Annotated in this window: 13 protein-coding genes; 10 read left to right on the top strand and 3 right to left on the bottom strand. The window is 58.3% G+C overall.

Annotated elements, in window-relative coordinates; all coding sequences use genetic code 11:
* Positions 1-162: 162 nt before the first annotated feature.
* The 3 genes from FLM52_10840 to FLM52_10830 form a co-directional block, all read right to left on the bottom strand.
* On the bottom strand, positions 163-1,053 hold the full coding sequence (locus FLM52_10840) for an SDR family NAD(P)-dependent oxidoreductase (GenBank protein NVN56282.1): 891 nt from the start codon (positions 1,051-1,053) through the stop codon (positions 163-165).
* Positions 1,054-1,194: 141 nt separating this feature from the next.
* Positions 1,195-2,409, bottom strand: coding sequence for a capsular biosynthesis protein (locus FLM52_10835; GenBank protein ID NVN56281.1), 1,215 nt, complete (start codon positions 2,407-2,409; stop codon positions 1,195-1,197).
* Between the two features lie 282 nt (positions 2,410-2,691).
* A complete protein-coding gene (locus tag FLM52_10830; GenBank protein ID NVN56280.1) occupies positions 2,692-5,067 on the bottom strand; it encodes a capsular polysaccharide biosynthesis protein in 2,376 nt (791 codons plus the stop codon).
* A 407-nt stretch (positions 5,068-5,474) separates the two neighbouring features.
* Between FLM52_10830 and FLM52_10825 the strand changes: the two genes are divergently transcribed.
* The 10 genes from FLM52_10825 to FLM52_10780 all read left to right on the top strand — a co-directional run bounded on the left by FLM52_10825 (position 5,475) and on the right by FLM52_10780 (position 17,504).
* A complete protein-coding gene (locus FLM52_10825; protein NVN56279.1) occupies positions 5,475-7,235 on the top strand; it encodes a TRAP transporter large permease subunit in 1,761 nt (586 codons plus the stop codon).
* A gap of 90 nt (positions 7,236-7,325) precedes the next feature.
* Positions 7,326-8,174, top strand: coding sequence for a 3'(2'),5'-bisphosphate nucleotidase CysQ (gene cysQ / locus FLM52_10820; protein NVN56278.1), 849 nt, complete (start codon positions 7,326-7,328; stop codon positions 8,172-8,174).
* 160 nt (positions 8,175-8,334) lie between these two features.
* Positions 8,335-9,276 carry a sulfate adenylyltransferase subunit CysD gene (cysD, locus tag FLM52_10815; protein ID NVN56277.1) on the top strand — a complete coding sequence of 314 codons (942 nt, stop codon included), beginning with the start codon at positions 8,335-8,337 and terminating at the stop codon, positions 9,274-9,276.
* Positions 9,277-9,447: 171 nt separating this feature from the next.
* The gene (gene cysN, locus FLM52_10810) at positions 9,448-11,358 is read left to right on the top strand and encodes a sulfate adenylyltransferase subunit CysN (protein ID NVN56276.1); all 1,911 of its coding nucleotides are present in this window, start codon (positions 9,448-9,450) and stop codon (positions 11,356-11,358) included.
* 62 nt (positions 11,359-11,420) lie between these two features.
* Positions 11,421-11,849, top strand: coding sequence for a hypothetical protein (locus tag FLM52_10805; protein NVN56275.1), 429 nt, complete (start codon positions 11,421-11,423; stop codon positions 11,847-11,849).
* A gap of 140 nt (positions 11,850-11,989) precedes the next feature.
* Positions 11,990-13,705, top strand: a complete 1,716-nt coding sequence (locus tag FLM52_10800; GenBank protein NVN56274.1) for a polysaccharide export protein — start codon at positions 11,990-11,992, stop codon at positions 13,703-13,705.
* A gap of 38 nt (positions 13,706-13,743) precedes the next feature.
* Positions 13,744-14,574 carry an ABC transporter permease gene (locus tag FLM52_10795; protein ID NVN56273.1) on the top strand — a complete coding sequence of 277 codons (831 nt, stop codon included), beginning with the start codon at positions 13,744-13,746 and terminating at the stop codon, positions 14,572-14,574.
* Entirely contained in the window at positions 14,571-15,479 is a 909-nt protein-coding gene (locus FLM52_10790; protein NVN56272.1) for an ATP-binding cassette domain-containing protein, read from the top strand. Before FLM52_10795 ends, FLM52_10790 begins: the two co-directional genes overlap by 4 nt.
* 126 nt (positions 15,480-15,605) lie before the next feature.
* A complete protein-coding gene (locus FLM52_10785) occupies positions 15,606-16,691 on the top strand; it encodes a chain-length determining protein (protein ID NVN56271.1) in 1,086 nt (361 codons plus the stop codon).
* A gap of 12 nt (positions 16,692-16,703) precedes the next feature.
* Positions 16,704-17,504, top strand: coding sequence for a sulfotransferase (locus FLM52_10780; protein NVN56270.1), 801 nt, complete (start codon positions 16,704-16,706; stop codon positions 17,502-17,504).
* Positions 17,505-17,508: the final 4 nt, after the last annotated feature.

Genomic DNA, 17,508 nt, shown 5'->3' with positions numbered 1-17,508 from the left:
AATTCTGCACGATGTACTCAAGTGGCAGGTAATGGGGTATTACGCTAACTCATTGTCATGACAATGGAAAAACGCTGAGCCATTGCCGACTGTTCATGGCCGGCCGGCTCATGACTCAGACTCACCGCTCAGGTTCATGGCTCATGAAGACGCAAGCCCCAATCAATGAGTGTAATTGAACCACCCGAGCAGGCGCTGTGAGATACCGGCGGGCAGGACACTCAACCACCAGCACCCGAAGTTGAGCGGGAAGGGGAAGCTGATACGCGCCCGGTTGCGCGCTGCACCCTTGAGAATGCGGCGTGCGGCCTTCTCGGGTGGCATCTCGAAGGGCTTGGGCCCTGGCATGGCCTCACACATCGGTGAGGTGACATAGCCGGGCATGACGACGGTGACCCCTACACCATGGGGTTTGAGCCAGCTACGCAGGCCTTCGCCATACGCCTTGACCGCCGCCTTGCTGCCGCTGTAGCTGGGCGTCAATGCCAGGCCATGCCAGGCCGCCAATGAGCTGAGCAGTACCAGCTGACCACTGCCCCGCTGCTTCATCGCCATGGCCAGTTGGTGGGCCATGCCCAGCGTGCCGATCACGTTGGTCTGCAGCAGGCGGCGTGAATCCTCCCAACGCTCTCCGTTGCCCTGGGGGCCGATATCGGTATTCATGCCGGCATTGGCGATGGCGATGTCCGGCACGCCGCGCGCGCAGACTTCATCTAACCAGGTGAACAGGGTTTCTTCATCACACAGGTTGAGTACCGTGCATTCCACTTCGGCGCCCAGCTTGCGGCAGTCGCTGGCGATCGCATCGAGCTTGCGCTGCTTGCGGCCGGTGAGAATCAGCGTGGTGCCCGTCTCGGCGTAGGCGCGCGCCAGGGCGCCGCCGATTTCGCCCGTGGCACCGGTGATCAGGACGCGCCGCAGACGGCTGGCATCCTGCGCGGCTTGCGCACTGGCGTCGCTCTCTGCAGGTCGATGCTCTGCTGGTTGATGATCCGCTCGGTGAGTGCCGGTGGCGCGCTCAGCGTCGGTAGGCGCTGGCTGCTGGGGGGGCATGGCCGTCATCTTTGGTCTCCTTGAATCCCGACACCGAAGGTCGGCAGTTCCCTTGCGTTTCTCGTTATGGTCGGGTGAGAGAGGCTGCCATCATTGGCGTATCTCACCAGTGTTGCGTGGTCCAGCAGTGTTTTTGCATTTTCAGCAGCGGCTCAACATGTTCTCCAGCGGCGAGCGTTCGGCACACAGTATCTTGGAGGCGCCCACCACGGCCAGTTGCATGCCCGGCTTGCAGTAGAAGCCGCCATTGAGCTGCACGGTATGAATCACCGTATTGCGGAAATGTCGGAAGAGCGTGGTGTCAGGGCGCTGGCCCTGGGTCCAAAAATCATGCAGCGAGCCCTGGAAGGTCAGACCCGGCAGATTGAAGATCGGGTCACCCATGCAGAAGGTCGGACAGCGATACTGCAACGCCACGTTACCGGTCGTGCTGTTGACCGTGATCATGCCCTTGGCCTGCTGCAGCAGCTTCTCCAGATTGCCGCTCTCCAGATAGACGATACGCCCGATCAGGTCGTAGCGGCGCTCCAATGAGCGAATCAGCCCCGGGTAATCCACCAGCCCCATGTCGAGAGGGTGGTTCTTGATCACCAGGCGTGCACCACGTGGCGCATTCACGGCGAAGCTCTTCATCACCCGCTGGATGACTTCCTGCATGTTGGCGAAGCGCGAGTGGTGGCGTATCTGGGCATCGGTATTCAGCTGCAGCGGCAGCATGTAGTAGGGCGCGCCACTGTCCATCAGCTGATCGATACGCTTGGCGTCACGTCGCTTGTACCAGCGCATCAAGGGCAGCCGTGTCGCATAGCCTGCGTATTCCTGCACGGCGTGAATACTGTGCGGGCGGTAGCGCGGGAACAGCAGCGGATTGGCCGCGCCCGCCAGGTGATAGGTGATGTCATGCCGCGCGCGCTCGCTGAAAGGCGCCTTGAAGCGCTGTGGCGTGGGGGCATCTTCGAGATGCTTGCCTGCCTCACGGAACCAGTCGGGGTCACGTGGCAGCAGGGAGTGGCCATTGACGCCTTCGCGCTCCAGCGTCACCCAGTAGGGGCGGAAGTAGCCCTCCTCGAACACGTGGGTACGAATGCCGAGATATTCCGCCTTGAGCACGGCATCACGATGTACCGGACGTCGGTCGCCGAACAGTACCTGATCCGTGACGTGATGCTTGCGCCAGAGTTCGGCGATCCAGTCGCCCAGGTCCTCGAGCTTGCCGCGATAGGCATACGCCTTGTCGTGGCGCCAGTAGAAGCTGTCGCCGCTGTTGAAGTTGACCTTGATGACTTCATGGCCATCCTGTTTGAGCTTTTTCGCTAGGTGCAGGAAGAATGGCGAGCACACCCCCTGCAGCAACATGAAGACGCGCCGGCGGCCGCCTCCCGGTCGGGTGTGAGCAGAGGGTGGCTGCCCCGGAGTGTGCAATTCAGCACCACGCGAGACGTCGGGCTGAGCTGGCGGGCGTGTCAGGACGGCATCATCCGACATCTTGAGCTGGCGCAGCTTTTCGATCGCGCTAGCCACGGAAGTTGCCGGTGAGATGCCTTGTTCCCCAAGGCTCTCTTGCGCGCGAGCGTCCGCGGGCATGAGGGCGGAAGCTGAAGTGGTGAGAGGCAATGCCAGACGTCCATGTAACATGATTCAATGCTTCCCGATGAATAAGGCGCGATAGCCTCGATAAAGACGGGTTTTCCAAGGCAATGCTGGCTTCAAGGTACCTCTGCGAAGCTTGTCACGTTGTTGTTCCAGGATCGTGACGACTGTCTCGGCATTGCATAAGTGACCGTGCTCAGGGGCCACATACACGGGATACTCGATCAGAGCGCCCGCCACCAGGGCATCCACACTCAAGTGCCGAGTTCGTCTTGGACACTCGACAAGGTCATGGGTCAGCCCCCAGCCAGCATAGAAGGGCAGGCCATGGGTCGTGACGGGCACATCTCGTATCAGGGCTTCGAAGCCCGCGAGCGAGCAGAGGGTGTGTACATGATCCACTTGCTCAAATAACCGACTGATATTGCCGGTGGTCAATTCGAGATCGTACGTTCCGCCTTCAGTCGCCACCTCGCCACTACGCCCCCCTGTGACAACGTCGGGATGCGGCTTATAGATCACGTAGCTTTCAGGGTGCAATTTTCGCGCCGCCTCAAGCAAAGCTTGATTGGTGCGTATCCCGGTGCACGCATGGCGTATCGAGGCATCTGACTCCACCTGACCGACGACCAATATCACGTCGCGGCCCTTGGCCATTGCGCGAAGGTCCGGCAATTCATCACCTTCCGAATTGTACTTGCTCAGTCCCAACGTGATCAGGCGCTCGCGTAATTGGCGTGCGCGGCCTAACTCGGCAGCGGTGAAATCATGATGCATCAACCACTGCTCCAGTATGCTTGAGCGACTTGCATCAAAATGCATGCCGAGCGGGTCGAGGATCAGCGAAAGTGGCCGCGTGAGATCCACCCCCAGGCCGACTGAGCGCAAGAAACCGTCCTCGATCCGCCACAGAGCGCACCCGTGTGCAATGACCGAGTCTTCCAGCTCTGCTGTGGTTCGGCTCGCCCAGCTCAGTACGCGGGTAGGGTGCGGGGCCTGTTGTTCGCGCTGCGACATCGCTTGCGGATCATGTGCGAAGGTGACACCCGCTTTCTTTTGCAGCTTTTGCAGTGCGATGGCATCGCTTTTGACGAAGTCGCAGTGCGCCAAGGGCCCCAGGAAGCCGGGCAGGAAATTACGCTTCCAGCGCGAGTACCCCGGCGCTATCCAGTGTCCTGCCAGCCTGGCAGCCATTCGCTTCTGGTCTGCAAGTAGTTGAATGATCTCTTCGAGCGTCGCGGACTGCTGGGTATAGGGATTGGCATAACGGCTGTATTCGAGATAGGCCGCGGCAAACACCTGTTCAAGCGTGCGTGACTGGCCTCTACGCAGACATTGCTGGCGATCATCCGTCAGGCCCCAGCCGGCATAGAACGGCATGCCGTGGCAGGTCACCGGCAGGCCTGCCATCAGGGCCTCGAACCCAAGCTGGCTGGTCACGACATGGACGCCATCAACCTGTTCGAACAGGCACCATGGGTTGATGTCGTCACTTAGCAGCGTGCAGCCAAGCTTGCCCGCCTCTTCCAGTAGATAGCCACGCTTCTTGCCTGCGATCACATCCGGATGCACCTTGACCCACACTTCGGCTCCCTCAATGGCGCAGGCTTCCCTCAACATGGCAAGGAAAGTCTCCGGGCTGGCCATGCCGCCCACGACAGACGCATCCTCGGCGGTCTGATCCACGATCAGAAGTCGCTGCATGCCAGGCTTTCGGGCAGGGAGCTTGCGCTCTGGTGCATGGTTGTACTTGCTCAAGCGATGCATGCGCAGGCTTTCGAGAGCCGCGCGCGCGTGCGCCAGCAACGCCTCTTCCTGGCGCGTCGGCGCCTCATTGATCAGTTGCTCGAGATCACTCGGTTGGCGCGCATCGTAATAGATGCCCTGATGATCGACCACCATCGCCATGCCAGGGTAACCGGCGCTTGCCAGGGTCAGAGAACGCAGGAAACCATCCTCCAATGCGACGTAGGGCAATCCCTGTTCAAGCGCATATTGACGCGCACGTTTCGCCGTCGGTTTATGCCCCCAACCGACGACACGGATGATGTTTGTCGAGGGTTTCTGGCCTGCGAATTCTGGCGCGACATTTATCTTTTTCGATGCACCGAGCTCTGACAAAGTATTAGTCGCGCTCGCTGCAGAATGTCGTTCTTTTGCTACATTTTTTCCGTTCAGCGTACCTGGCTGGGTACGGCGTCTGGGAGTGAAAGATAATTTCTTGAAGATGATCAAGTTGTCATTGTTCTGACACGAAAAGGGTGTACGCCCTCTTGTCAGTGGCAGCAACTCGGGAATGAAGCAAGCAAGAAGTGGTTGGCGATAAATACCTGAAGAAAAACATAGCGATGCGCCAGAGTTCGCGTCATTCGTGACATCTGCTGATCCGTACCGAGCGTGAGAGGCGCAGGGCAGAGCACGCATGAGAAGCTCCCATCCTTGGTTCATTGCCGCCTTCAGCATGCAGGGTGTCCGTTCCAGATAAGAAAAGTGACTGCTTACTCGTGATGCTCAGCACGCCTGGTGAGACTGTCGTGTGAGACCGTTGACTCAGAGTCCGCAAATAGGGAAAGTACGCAAAGTGACGAACGAATTCAATCAAGTCTTTGCTCGCGATATTGGTAGCAGGCAAATGATTAACCTGTGCTTTATTTTGTTTGTCAGCTTTTTCACTGCATGCTTCAGCGGTAATAGCTTTGCTGCTAAAGTGCCACGCTCTGCGATGCATTTTCATTAATGCTTGAGCTTCATATGAACGTGAAGCGCAGGGCTTGACCAGAAGAAGCGGCAGGACGCCAAGGGAACGCTAGTAGATGGAAATCGCGCAGCACATGGATGCTTTTGTCACCCTGGCGGTGACGGTAGGAGTGTTGGCAGGGCTTGTCTGGAATCGTTGGCCGGCGGAGTGGCTGATGATGGCTGCTGCCGTGTCGTTGATTCTGCTGGGCGTCATTTCTCCGGCGACCTTCCTGGCCGGTTTCGCCAACCCGGGCATTATGACCATCGGCGCACTCTTCGTGGTCGCCGCCGGCGTGCAGGAAACCGGGGCGCTGCGCTGGATGCTCGAGCGTCTGCTCGGGCGCCCCAGCTCTCCTTCTTCAGCATTGGCACGCCTGATGCCGATCACCTCGCTGCTCAGCGCCTTCTTGAACAACACCCCCGTCGTCGCACTCTTCATTGGCTTGGTTCAGGGCTGGTGCGCGCGCATGAAGATCTCGCCTTCGCGTCTGCTGATGCCCATGAGCTATGCCGCCATCCTCGGCGGCACCTGCACCTTGATCGGTACCAGTACCAATCTGGTCGTCGACGGCCTGCTGCAGTCCCAGGCCAATCTGCCCGGGCTCGGCATCTTTGATATCTCTGCACTGGGCGTGCCTGTGCTGATCATCGGCACCCTGTGGATGGTACTGATCGGCTGGCGTTTCCTGCCCCAGCGCAAGGGGCTGGTTGAACAGCTCGGCAATGGTCGCGAGTATTCGGTGGCCATGCGAGTGGCCGACAAGGGGCCGCTGCACGACAAGAGCATCGAAGAGGCGGGGCTGCGCAGTCTTCAATTCGGCTATCTGGCCGAGATAGAACGTTCCGGCAAGCTGCTGTCCATGGTCGGCCCAGACACCATCCTGCAGTCTGGTGATCGCCTCATCTTCGTCGGTGTCGCGGACACGGCGCATGAAGTGCGTGTTTTCCGCGGGCTGGAAAGCGACGCCGCAGGCCTGGACCTGGATCACCACCAACGCCGTATGGTCGAGGCCGTCATCGCCCCTAGCTCCCCCGTCGTCGGCATGAACGTGCGTGAAGCGCGCTTTCGTACCCGCTACCAATCCGTGATTCTCGCCGTGTCACGTGATGGTGAGCGCATCAACAGCAAGGTCGGTGACATCGTGCTGCGCCCCGGTGACACCCTGTTGCTGGAAGCCGCTGCCGACTTCACGCGCCTGCATCGCTATAACCGCGAATTCCTGCTGGTCAGTACGCTGGATGGCAATGGCATGCCCAATCTGACCAAGGCGCCCATTGCACTTGCCATCATGAGTCTGATGATCATCACGCACCTGGCGGGCATGGCCGAGCTGGTCGAGGCGGCGGTGGCGGCCGCCATTCTGATGGTCTTCACCGGTTGCCTCCCGGCCTCGCAGGCGCGAGCCAGCATCGATGGCAGCGTGCTGGTCGTCATTGCCGCTGCGTTGGGGCTGGGGCAGGCGATGACCGACAGTGGTGCGGCCCAGATGGTGGCGGACCAGCTCATGCAGCTGGGCGGCGGCTCGCCGCTTTTGATGCTGGCACTCGTCTATCTCACCACGACACTATTTACCGAGATCATCACCAACAACGCCGCCGCCGTTTTGATGTTTCCGATCGCCATGGCAGTCAGCGAGCAGCTGGGGGTCTCATTGATGCCCTATGCGATCGCCATCATGTTCGCGGCCTCGGCCAGTTTTCTCACCCCGCTGGGCTATCAGACCAACCTGATGGTGATGGGTCCGGGGGGCTACAAGGTGTCCGATTATATGAAGGTCGGTTTGCCGATGAGTCTCATCGTCGGTGTTACCTCGGTCGCTCTGATTCCGCTGATCTGGCCATTCGCGGGCTGATCCAGGCTCTGCTTTGTCTGGCAGCCGTTGGCGAGCCTTACCCTTTACATCGCCAGCCTGGCTGGCGAATTCACACTGACAGGAAGACACATGACGGATACGACAGTGAGCACGACCGACAGCACGACACGTGCCATGTTGAATGCGTTGGAGGCCATTGCTCGCAAGGCGGGCGCTGCCATCATGGGGATCTACGAGAGCGGTGACTTCACGGTCGACATGAAGTCGGATGATTCCCCGCTGACCACGGCGGACCGCGCAGCGCACGCCGTCATCGTCGATGGGCTGAAGGCCATCGACGCCGAATTCGGCGCCACACCGATCCTGTCCGAGGAAGACGCGGACATCAGCTGGGACGTGCGCAGTGACTGGACGCGTTACTGGCTGGTTGACCCGCTGGATGGCACCAAGGAATTCATCAAGCGCAACGGCGAATTCACCGTCAACATCGCGCTGATCGAGCAGGGCGTGCCGACCATGGGCGTCGTCTACGCGCCGGCCATCGAGACGCTCTACGTTGGTGCCCAGCAGGGGGAGGGCCAGGCCGCCATCGCCGAGAAGCAGGTTGGCGAGGGTGAGCGTCAGGCCATCGCCGTCAGTGACGTGCCGAGCAGCACCGATAGCTGGCGCATCGTCGGTAGTCGCTCTCACCAGACCGAAGAGTTCAAGGCGTTCGTCGCCGACTTCGCTGCCTGCGATATCGTCGCCATGGGCAGTTCACTGAAGCTGTGCCTGGTGGCGGAAGGGGCGGCAGATCTCTACCCGCGCCTCGGCCCGACCTGTGAGTGGGATACCGGTGCCGCGCATGCGGTGGTCGAAGCCGCGGGTGGCCAGGTGCTGAATGCCGAGACCCGCCAGGCACTGCGCTACAACCAGCATGACAGCGTGCTCAACCCCTATTTCATCGTGTGTGCCAAGCCGGCCGCTCCCTGGGCGTGAACCAGGCGCAAGGCAGGGGGTAGGCAAGCGTCACGGGACTGACGCAAGAAGATGTCAGTCTCGTGTCAAAGATACTATGTCCTCTTCGCAGCGAGTTTGGTGTGTCAGTGTGTGCGGAGAGGATAAGGACAACTAGCAGAGTGATCTCAAGGAACCTGTAATGACTGCATCATCTACGGCCGACAAGCTCGGCATCACACCGGAACGTCAGACCCACCTCAAGCAGCTTGAGGCCGAATCCATTCACATCATCCGTGAAGTGGCAGCGGAATTTGCCAATCCGGTCATGCTGTACTCCATCGGCAAGGATTCCGCCGTCATGCTGCACTTGGCGCGCAAGGCTTTCGCGCCGGGTGTCCCGCCGTTCCCGCTGATGCACGTCAACACCACCTGGAAATTCCAGGAAATGATCAAGTTCCGCGACGAGATGGCCGCGGAAGTCGGCATGGAACTGATCGAGCACATCAATCAGGAAGGCGTCGCGGCGAACATCAACCCGTTCGACCATGGCAGCGCCAAGTACACCGACATCATGAAGACCCAGTCGCTGAAGCAGGCACTCGACAAGCACGGCTTCGATGCCGCCTTCGGTGGCGCACGTCGTGACGAGGAAGCCTCGCGGGCCAAGGAGCGCGTCTACTCCTTCCGTGACCAGTACCATCGCTGGGACCCCAAGAACCAGCGTCCGGAGCTGTGGAACATCTACAACTCCAAGATCAACAAGGGCGAGTCCATCCGCGTCTTCCCGCTCTCCAACTGGACCGAGCTGGACATCTGGCAGTACATCTATCTTGAGTCCATCAAGATCGTGCCGCTTTACTACTCCGCCGTGCGTCCGGTGGTGAAGCGTGACGGCCTCGACATCATGGTCGATGACGACCGTCTGCCGCTGGCAGAAGGCGAAGTGCCGGAAATGAAGTCCGTGCGTTTCCGTACCCTGGGCTGCTACCCGCTGACCGGCGCCGTGGAATCCACCGCCGCGACCCTGCCGGAAATCATCCAGGAAATGCTGCTGACGCGTACCAGCGAGCGCTCCGGGCGTGCCATCGATCACGACCAGGCAGGCTCGATGGAGAAGAAGAAGCGCGAAGGGTATTTCTAGGATTCATTCCCAGAAATTGCTTCAACGGGCCTGCAAGGGCCATGACGCGCCTCAAGGCATGCAGGACTCTACAAATTGACAGGACGAGGGATGTCCTCAGCGCTGGAAGCGTCGCGCCTCGCACGCTACAAGACGCTCGCGCCGGACAGGCCTCGTTCAGGGAGAATGACAGTGTCACACCAGTCGACGATGATCGCGGAAAATATCGAAGCCTATCTCAAGGAGCACGAGCAGAAAGACCTGCTGCGCTTCATCACCTGCGGCAGCGTGGATGACGGCAAGTCGACCCTGATCGGTCGCCTGCTTCACGACTCCAAGATGATCTATGAAGATCAGCTGGCCGCCATCACCCGCGATTCCAAGAAGAGCGGTACCACCGGCAAGGTCGATCTGGCGCTGCTGGTCGATGGCCTGCAGTCCGAGCGTGAGCAGGGCATCACCATCGATGTCGCCTACCGCTACTTCTCCACCGACAAGCGCAAGTTCATCATCGCCGATACCCCGGGGCACGAGCAGTACACCCGTAACATGGCGACCGGGGCTTCCACTGCAAGCCTGGCGATCATCCTGATCGATGCCCGCTACGGCGTGCAGACCCAGACCCGTCGTCACAGCTACATCTGCTCGCTGCTGGGCATTCAGCACCTGGTGGTCGCGGTCAACAAGATGGATATCGTCGACTACTCCCAGGAACGTTTCGACGAGATCGTCGCGGACTACAAGGAGTTCGCCAAGGACCTGGAAGTCCCGGATATCCGCTTCGTGCCGCTGTCCGCGCTGGAAGGCGACAATGTCGTCTCCATCAGTGAGCACACCCCGTGGTACGACGATGCCGCCTACGAGGCGCGTCCGCTGATGGACATCCTCGAGAGCGTCGATGTCACTGAGGACAGCAACCTGACCGACCTGCGATTCCCGGTACAGTACGTCAACCGCCCGAACCTCAACTTCCGTGGCTACTGTGGCACCCTGGCCGCCGGTACCGTCTCGCCGGGCCAGCAGATCAAGGTGCTACCGTCCGGCAAGACATCCACCATCGAGCGTATCGTCACCTTCGATGGCGATCTCGACATCGCCTGGCCGGGTCAGGCCGTCACGCTGACCCTGACCGACGAGATCGACATCTCGCGTGGCGACATGATCGTCGCCGAAGATTCCGATCTGGAGCCGTGCACCGCCTTCACCGCGGACGTGGTGTGGATGCACGAGAACCCGCTGGTCGTCGGCAAGGAATACGAGCTCAAGCTCGGCACTTCCAGTGTCATCGGTCGCGTCGGTCGCATCATCCACCAGACCGACGTCAACACCATGGCGCGCAACGAAGCGGAGAACATCCCGCTCAACGGCATCGCCCGCGTGCAGGTCGAACTGACCCAGCCGCTGGCCATGGATAGCTACCAGCGCTCGCCGCATACCGGCAGCTTCGTGTTCATCGACCGCCTGTCCAACATCACCATCGGTGCGGGCATGGTCAAGGAGACCCTGAGTGCCAGCAACATCGTGTGGCACGACATGGCGGTCACCAAGCAGCGCCGCGCCGATCGCAACAAGCAGAAGCCGTGCATCATCTGGTTCACCGGTCTTTCCGGTGCCGGCAAGTCCACCGCCGCCAATGCGCTGGAACGTCAGCTGTTCGCCATGGGCTACAACACCTACCTGCTGGACGGCGACAACGTACGTCACGGCCTGTGTGGTGATCTCGGCTTCAGCGAAGACGACCGCGCCGAGAACATCCGTCGTGTCGGCGAAGTCGCCAAGCTGATGGTCGATGCCGGCATGATCACCCTGGTCAGCTTCATCTCGCCGTTCCAGGCCGATCGCCAGACCGTGCGTGACATGGTCGGCACTGACGAGTTCATCGAGGTCTTCGTCAACACGCCGATCAGCGTCTGCGAAGAGCGTGATCCCAAGGGTCTGTACCGCAAGGCGCGCGCCGGTGAGATCAGCGACTTCACCGGCATCAGCTCGCCGTATGAAGCGCCGGAGAACCCGGAAATCGAGATCAACACGGGTGAACTGAGCCTCGAGCAGACCGCACTCAAGCTGGTCAATCAGCTCAAGCATTACAACGTCATCGGCTGAGATACTCACGCCGATCAGCCCTCGCCGCAAGGCGGGGGCGTTTGCCGTTTCAGGACTTTCATATGACTTTCTCCCGATTCAAACAGCGCCTGCCGAACATCACGCGCCTCGCGACAGCCGCGGGACTGGCCATCGTCATCTCGGGGTGTGCCACGGATTATCCGGTCTCGACCGGTGCCGGCAGCACTAATCTGGCCAATCTGACCGGTGCTGCGGTTCTTCCGGCCGATGTCTCATCGTTTCTCGACAGCGCCTCACCCGGTGGTGTGATCGCCGTGCCGACCAGCCCTTGGGGCAGCAACGTCGAAGTGGTCGCCCATGAGCGCTACTTCGCAGCCAGTGGGCGCATCTGTCGTGAGCTGACGGTCTCCAACAACCGTGACCTGCCGAGCAAGGAGCTGGCCTGCCGGACCAGCAATGACGGCAAGGCCGGCGAGGGCACCTGGGTGACCCAGCGACTGGTGACCGGCCTGCTGGAAGAGGCGCGCTGATGCGCTTGCGGCACCTTCTCGTTGACAGGCCCGCCTCGGGCTCAGCGTGAATCGACGACAACAGGGACAGGCTGGCGTGACCGGCACAGAAATTCCTGATCAACACTGCACCATTTCTGCACTACGAGGGGCCTAGCCCGATGACAATTTCCAGATTCTTGCTCCGGGCCGGGTGCCTGGTGGCGGTAGCGTGCCTGAACGCCAGCCCTGCCATGGCGGTCGGGCTGGACAGCGGCTCCATCCTGTCCAGTGGCGACCAGGCTTCCAGCATTCCGCAGAAGACTGACAGCGTGGAAGACAAGGCGCGTGCCGACTGGCGCAGTGGCACCTATGGCCCGCTGACGTCTCAACAGCAGACCGACCCGGACTCTCTGCCGCCGTTCGGCGAAAACCTCTTTACCGGTGGTTTCCGCGGCATGATGGCCGATGGCCTCAACAGTAGCTACACCATCAAGCCGGGTGACCAGATCACCCTACGTGTCTGGGGTGGGGTCGAGATGGAGTCCGTGCTGCCCGTTGATGCGCAGGGCAACATCTTCCTGCCGGGTATCGGTCCGGTGAAGGTGCAGGGCACCACCAATGCCCAGCTGGATGGCAAGGTGCGCAGCGCCATTCAAGAGGTGTATCCCGAGAACGTCAGCGTCTACACCAACTTGCAGGGCGTGCAGCCGGTGGGCGTCTTCGTCACCGGTTACGTCAAGAACCCGGGGCGCTACGCCGGTACCCCGAATGATTCCATGCTCTATTTTCTCGATCAGGCCGGCGGCATCGACCAGGCACTCGGCAGCTACCGCAAGATCAAGATCAAGCGCAATGGCCGCGTCATCAATACGGTCGATCTCTATGACTTCCTGATCAATGGTGAGATTGCCCGCCCGCAATTCCGCGATGGCGATACCGTCGTCGTCGAGGAGCGGGGCCCGGCGATCAGCGTGGTCGGGGATGTCGAGCGTGATTACCGCTATGAGCTCACCGACTCGCGCCTGAGCGGCGAAGACGTCATGAACCTGGCGCGTCTGAAATCGGGTGTCTCTCATGTGCTGCTGCGCGGCTCGCGCTCGGACGGCCCCATCTCGCGCTATCTGCCGGTGGCGGAATTCCGTGGCGCTGATGTGCGTGCAGGAGATGAAGTGCTGTTCAGTGCCGACCAGCGGGACGAGACCATCGTCGTGCAGCTGGAAGGTAGCTTCTATGGCCCCTCACGCTATGCATTGCCGCGGGATGCTCATCTGGGCGAGTTGCTCAACGCCGTCGGCGTGCCGAAAGGGCTGACCGACTACCAGAGCGTTTCCATTCGTCGTGAAAGCGTCAAGGAACAACAGGCGCAGGCACTGCAGGACAGTCTCAAGCGTCTTCAGGCCACCTATCTTGGCGCGTCTTCCTCGACCACCGAAGAATCCGAGCTTCGTGTCCAGGAAGCCGCGATGATCGAGAAATTCGTCGAGCAGGCCAAGAAGGAAGAGCCGACCGGGCGACTGGTCGTCGCACGTGACGACGGCAACATCGCCGATGTGCGTCTTCAGGACGGCGATGTCATTACTATCCCGGAAATCAGCGACTCCCTGCTGATCAGCGGCGAAGTCGTGGTGCCTCAGGCCATGGTCTACACCCAGGGCATGACGGTGATGGACTATATCAACAGTGCCGGTGGCTTCACCCAGCACGCGGATGAAGACCAGATTCTGGTCGTGCGCCAGAACGGCGCCGTACGCCGTGCCGAGGAAGTCGAGCTGCGCTCGGGTGACCAGATTCTGGTACTGCCGGGACCGCCGACCAAGAATCTGCAGCTGGCCACCAGCATCACGCAGATTCTCTATCAGGTCGCCGTCGCCACCAAAGTTGCGATTGACCTCTGATCATGGCCAGTGACATGAACGATGACATGAACGGTGAGATGAACACGCCAACTGAACGCCCATCTGGCGACAAGAAGAGCGGGCCCCGGGCCCGCTCCGCCTGGGCCGTGACGCGTAGTGTCTGGTTCGCCATGTTCATGCGCGAAGCCATCGGCCGCACCATGACCGATCGCATGGGCTGGTTCTGGATGATTGCCGAGCCTGCAGCCTTATTGCTTATCATGATTGGCATAAGAAGCTTCATTAGTGGCGATAGCTTGATCGTCAATGCGCCTTTCATCCCTTGGATGATTGTCGGCATGATGGGCTTTTTTCTCATCCGAGAAGGCATGACTCAAGGCCTGGGCGCCATCAATGCCAACAAGGCGTTGTTTGCCTATCGACAGGTGCATCCTATTGATGGTGTCTTAGTGCGTAATGCGCTAGATGGCTTGATACGGACACTTATTTTCATACTGTTCATTACCGGGGGGGTGATGATAGGGACAGACTTTCGCCCGGACAATGGATTCCAGGCTATTGGTGGTTGGCTTTCACTCTGGTTATTCGGACTAGGCTTGGGATTGACAGCTTCTGTGCTGGGTACCTTGGTGCCTGAAATCGCCAAAGTTGTTCGTATGATTACCTTGCCGTTATTGATCCTTTCTGGCGTTATCATGCCGATCAACCAGCTACCGCATTATCTTCTTGAGTACCTGATGCTTAACCCGGTGGTGCATGGGCTGGAATACATCCGTCACGGCTTCTTTGACGGTTATCAGGTGGTACACGGCACCAGCCTGACCTACTTCTGGGCATGGACCTTGTCTTCCCTCGCGCTGGGGCTGTTGATGCATGTGCGATTCAAGGAGCGTCTGAAAAGCCAATGATTGAAATTCAGAACCTCTCAAAGCGCTATTACCACTCGCACTACAGTCAGAGTGATGATCACTGGGTGCTGAAGGATATCAATCTCACCATTCCGACAGGCGTCAGTGTCGGGTTGGTGGGGGCCAACGGCGCAGGGAAATCTACCCTGTTGCGCTTGATTGCCGGCATGGATACCCCCCAGAAGGGCCGGGTGATACGCCACTCCAAGGTGTCGTGGCCGATAGGACTGGCGGCAGGCCTGCAGAGCAGCATGACCGGGCGCCAGAACGTCAAGTTCGTCGCGCGCATGCATGGCACCGAGTACGACATCAACAGCATCATCGAACGAGTCCAGGAGTTCGCGGAAATTGGCCCGGCATTCGATGAGCCGATTCGCACCTACTCCTCAGGCATGCGTTCGCGTCTCAACTTCGGGCTATCGTTAGCCTTCGATTTCGATGTCTACCTCTCGGATGAAGCGACGGCGGTGGGGGATCGCTCCTTCAAGGCCAAGGCCTCCAAGGCCTTCAAGGACAAGGTGGGACAAGCCAGTCTGATCATGGTGTCGCATGGAGAAGGCATCTTGAAGGAGCTGTGTCAGGCAGGTATCTACCTGAAAGAGGGACGGGCCTATTGGTATGACAGTGTCCATGATGCCATCAAGGCCTATCACGCGGACAGCGATGGCCCTCAGCTCGACAAGATGACGCTGCAGGCACTGCAGAAGCTGCGCAAGGAACGGCGCGCCGTGATGGAGGATGCCAAGTTGGCACGAGAGGCCGCAGAAACCCTACCACCACGTGAAAAGAAACCTTACGGTGATGCCCTGCGTGCCGCACGGGAAGCACTGCGGGAAGTGCGAGAGGAAATTGAATCTCGCCAAGCTAGCGCCGCTGGCAAGCCTGGCACCTTGTCAGGTGAGTGATTCTATTGGCTACAGCTTCGCATCATGCTGATAGTCGCCAATCTGTTCGCACTCTCGAATTTACTCTCATCGTTTTCACTTCATTGCCGCCGCTGAACTCGGTGAGCGCCTTCAACGGGAATACGCATGACCTCATTTATCAAACGCTATCCACAATGGGCCGTTGTCTTGCTGTCCATCGTGCTCGTCGGTTTCTACTGGCTGGTATGGGCGGACGACCGCTATGTCTCCAAGGCGACAGTGGTGCTGGAAAGTCCACAGGTCAGCGCGTCCAGCGAAGTCAGCTTCGGCTCGCTTCTTTCTGGTAGCCAGACCGACAGTGACTTGCTGCTGCTGCGTGAATACCTGATGAGCGTGGACATGCTCAAGAAGGTACAGGAAAAGCTCGATTTTCGGTCTCACTACAGCCAGCACGGTGATGTCTTTGCTCGCTTGGGCGATGCCGACGCGCCGATTGAGGAACTTCATAACTATTATCTGAAGCGCATCTCGGTGGAAATGGATGAGTACTCCGGTGTATTGAATGTCGAGGTACAGGCCTGGACTCCGGAATTTGCGCAGAAATTCGCCCAGCTGCTGCTTGATGAAGGCGAGCGACACATGAATGAGATGGGACAGCGTCTTGCGGAAGACCAGGTGGAATTCCTCGACAAGCAGGTTTCGCTGCTGGAAGACAACTTCGAACAATCCCGGCAGGACCTGCTGGATTACCAGAACAGAAACGGCCTGGTCTCCCCGACCCAGACAGTGGAAAGTCTGAACACTGTTGTCTCTTCACTTGAAGCCCAGCTGGCCACCTACAAGGCACGCAAGAGCGCCCTGGCAAGCTATCAGAGCCAGCGTTCCAGCGAGATGGTACGTGTGGAAAGCGAGATCAACGCCATCAAGAAGCAGATCGATCTGGAGAAGGAACGCCTGGCACGTCAGTCCGGCAATGCGCTCAATAGTGTGTCCAGCCAGTACGAGACACTGCAACTGCGCGCCGACTTTGCCAAGCAGACCTATTCCAATGCACTGGCGGCATTGGAAAACACCCGTATTGAAGCTGCTCGCAAGCTTAAGCAGGTGAGCATTCTGCAAAGCCCGATCTTGCCGGAATACCCTGAACAGCCCGAACGTCTTTATAACGTGACCATCTTCGGACTGGTCATGATTTTCCTCGGCTTCATTTTCAGTATGTTAGTCATGATCGTAAAAGATCACCGTGATTAAATAGGAGGCTATATGGCCAATTTATCATCGCCAATTACTTTAGTTGGGATAGGACGCTCTGGCACTACTCTCTTGGAGAATGTATTTAAGGCTTGTGATGATGTTTATGCTACGGGTGAAACCGGTGGTTTAATTTTTGGGACTTATATTGGTGCTGAGGCAAGCTTTTTTAATAGCCCGATACTCGATTATTCAAGTAGAGAAGTTTATAAAAGTAGTGTAGTAAGGGCATTGTTTGATAAGTTGTTTCCAATTAATGATAATGACCATAAACATTGGTTTCACAAGCCAGCCGGCATTCCCAAGTTTATACCCTGGAACCAATATAAAGTGGAAGGCGACAATTCTGCATTCCCTGTTACGTGGTATTGGCATGTAATGAATGAAGTGTTTCCGAATTCTAAGTATATATGTGTTCTAAGAAATCCTTGGGAGATTGTAATATCAAGAGTTGTATTTTCAGGATGGAAGGAAGAAGGAGGATGGGAAGATATTAAAATACTTTACGATATTTTAAATTACAACAAAAAAAATATCTATTTTGTTTTTTACGAAGATATTAAGAATAACCCTAAGAAAGAGATACTCAAATTATTGCAAGAGCTTTCTATCGAGCCACCTGAAGACCTAGATAAAATTATAAATAAGAAATATGTACCAACAGATGTTGCCAAGCTAAAGGAAGCTTATAGTTTAGCAAAAGGCCCTAATTATTCCTACTTGGATTATGAGAATATTATAAATATTTGGAATGAAAAGGGGAGAGAGTTTCCTTCTCCAGAAGGTAAGCAATCTTTTTTCTTTAAAAACTAATGTG

This window comes from bacterium Scap17 (assembly GCA_013376735.1).
Classification (GTDB): domain Bacteria; phylum Pseudomonadota; class Gammaproteobacteria; order Pseudomonadales; family Halomonadaceae; genus Cobetia.
The sequence above is the reverse complement of the archived record's forward strand: the minus strand, read 5'-3'. Positions and strand labels throughout refer to the sequence as shown.

Coding starts and splice junctions, on each gene's coding strand:
- FLM52_10840 (NVN56282.1), bottom strand. CDS start 1,053: ATGCCCCCCCAGCAGCCAGCGCCTACCGACGCTGAGCGCGCCACCGGC.
- FLM52_10835 (NVN56281.1), bottom strand. CDS start 2,409: ATGTTGCTGCAGGGGGTGTGCTCGCCATTCTTCCTGCACCTAGCGAAA.
- FLM52_10830 (NVN56280.1), bottom strand. CDS start 5,067: ATGCGTGCTCTGCCCTGCGCCTCTCACGCTCGGTACGGATCAGCAGAT.
- FLM52_10825 (NVN56279.1), top strand. CDS start 5,475: ATGGATGCTTTTGTCACCCTGGCGGTGACGGTAGGAGTGTTGGCAGGG.
- cysQ (NVN56278.1), top strand. CDS start 7,326: ATGACGGATACGACAGTGAGCACGACCGACAGCACGACACGTGCCATG.
- cysD (NVN56277.1), top strand. CDS start 8,335: ATGACTGCATCATCTACGGCCGACAAGCTCGGCATCACACCGGAACGT.
- FLM52_10805 (NVN56275.1), top strand. CDS start 11,421: ATGACTTTCTCCCGATTCAAACAGCGCCTGCCGAACATCACGCGCCTC.
- FLM52_10800 (NVN56274.1), top strand. CDS start 11,990: ATGACAATTTCCAGATTCTTGCTCCGGGCCGGGTGCCTGGTGGCGGTA.
- FLM52_10795 (NVN56273.1), top strand. CDS start 13,744: ATGAACACGCCAACTGAACGCCCATCTGGCGACAAGAAGAGCGGGCCC.
- FLM52_10790 (NVN56272.1), top strand. CDS start 14,571: ATGATTGAAATTCAGAACCTCTCAAAGCGCTATTACCACTCGCACTAC.
- FLM52_10785 (NVN56271.1), top strand. CDS start 15,606: ATGACCTCATTTATCAAACGCTATCCACAATGGGCCGTTGTCTTGCTG.
- FLM52_10780 (NVN56270.1), top strand. CDS start 16,704: ATGGCCAATTTATCATCGCCAATTACTTTAGTTGGGATAGGACGCTCT.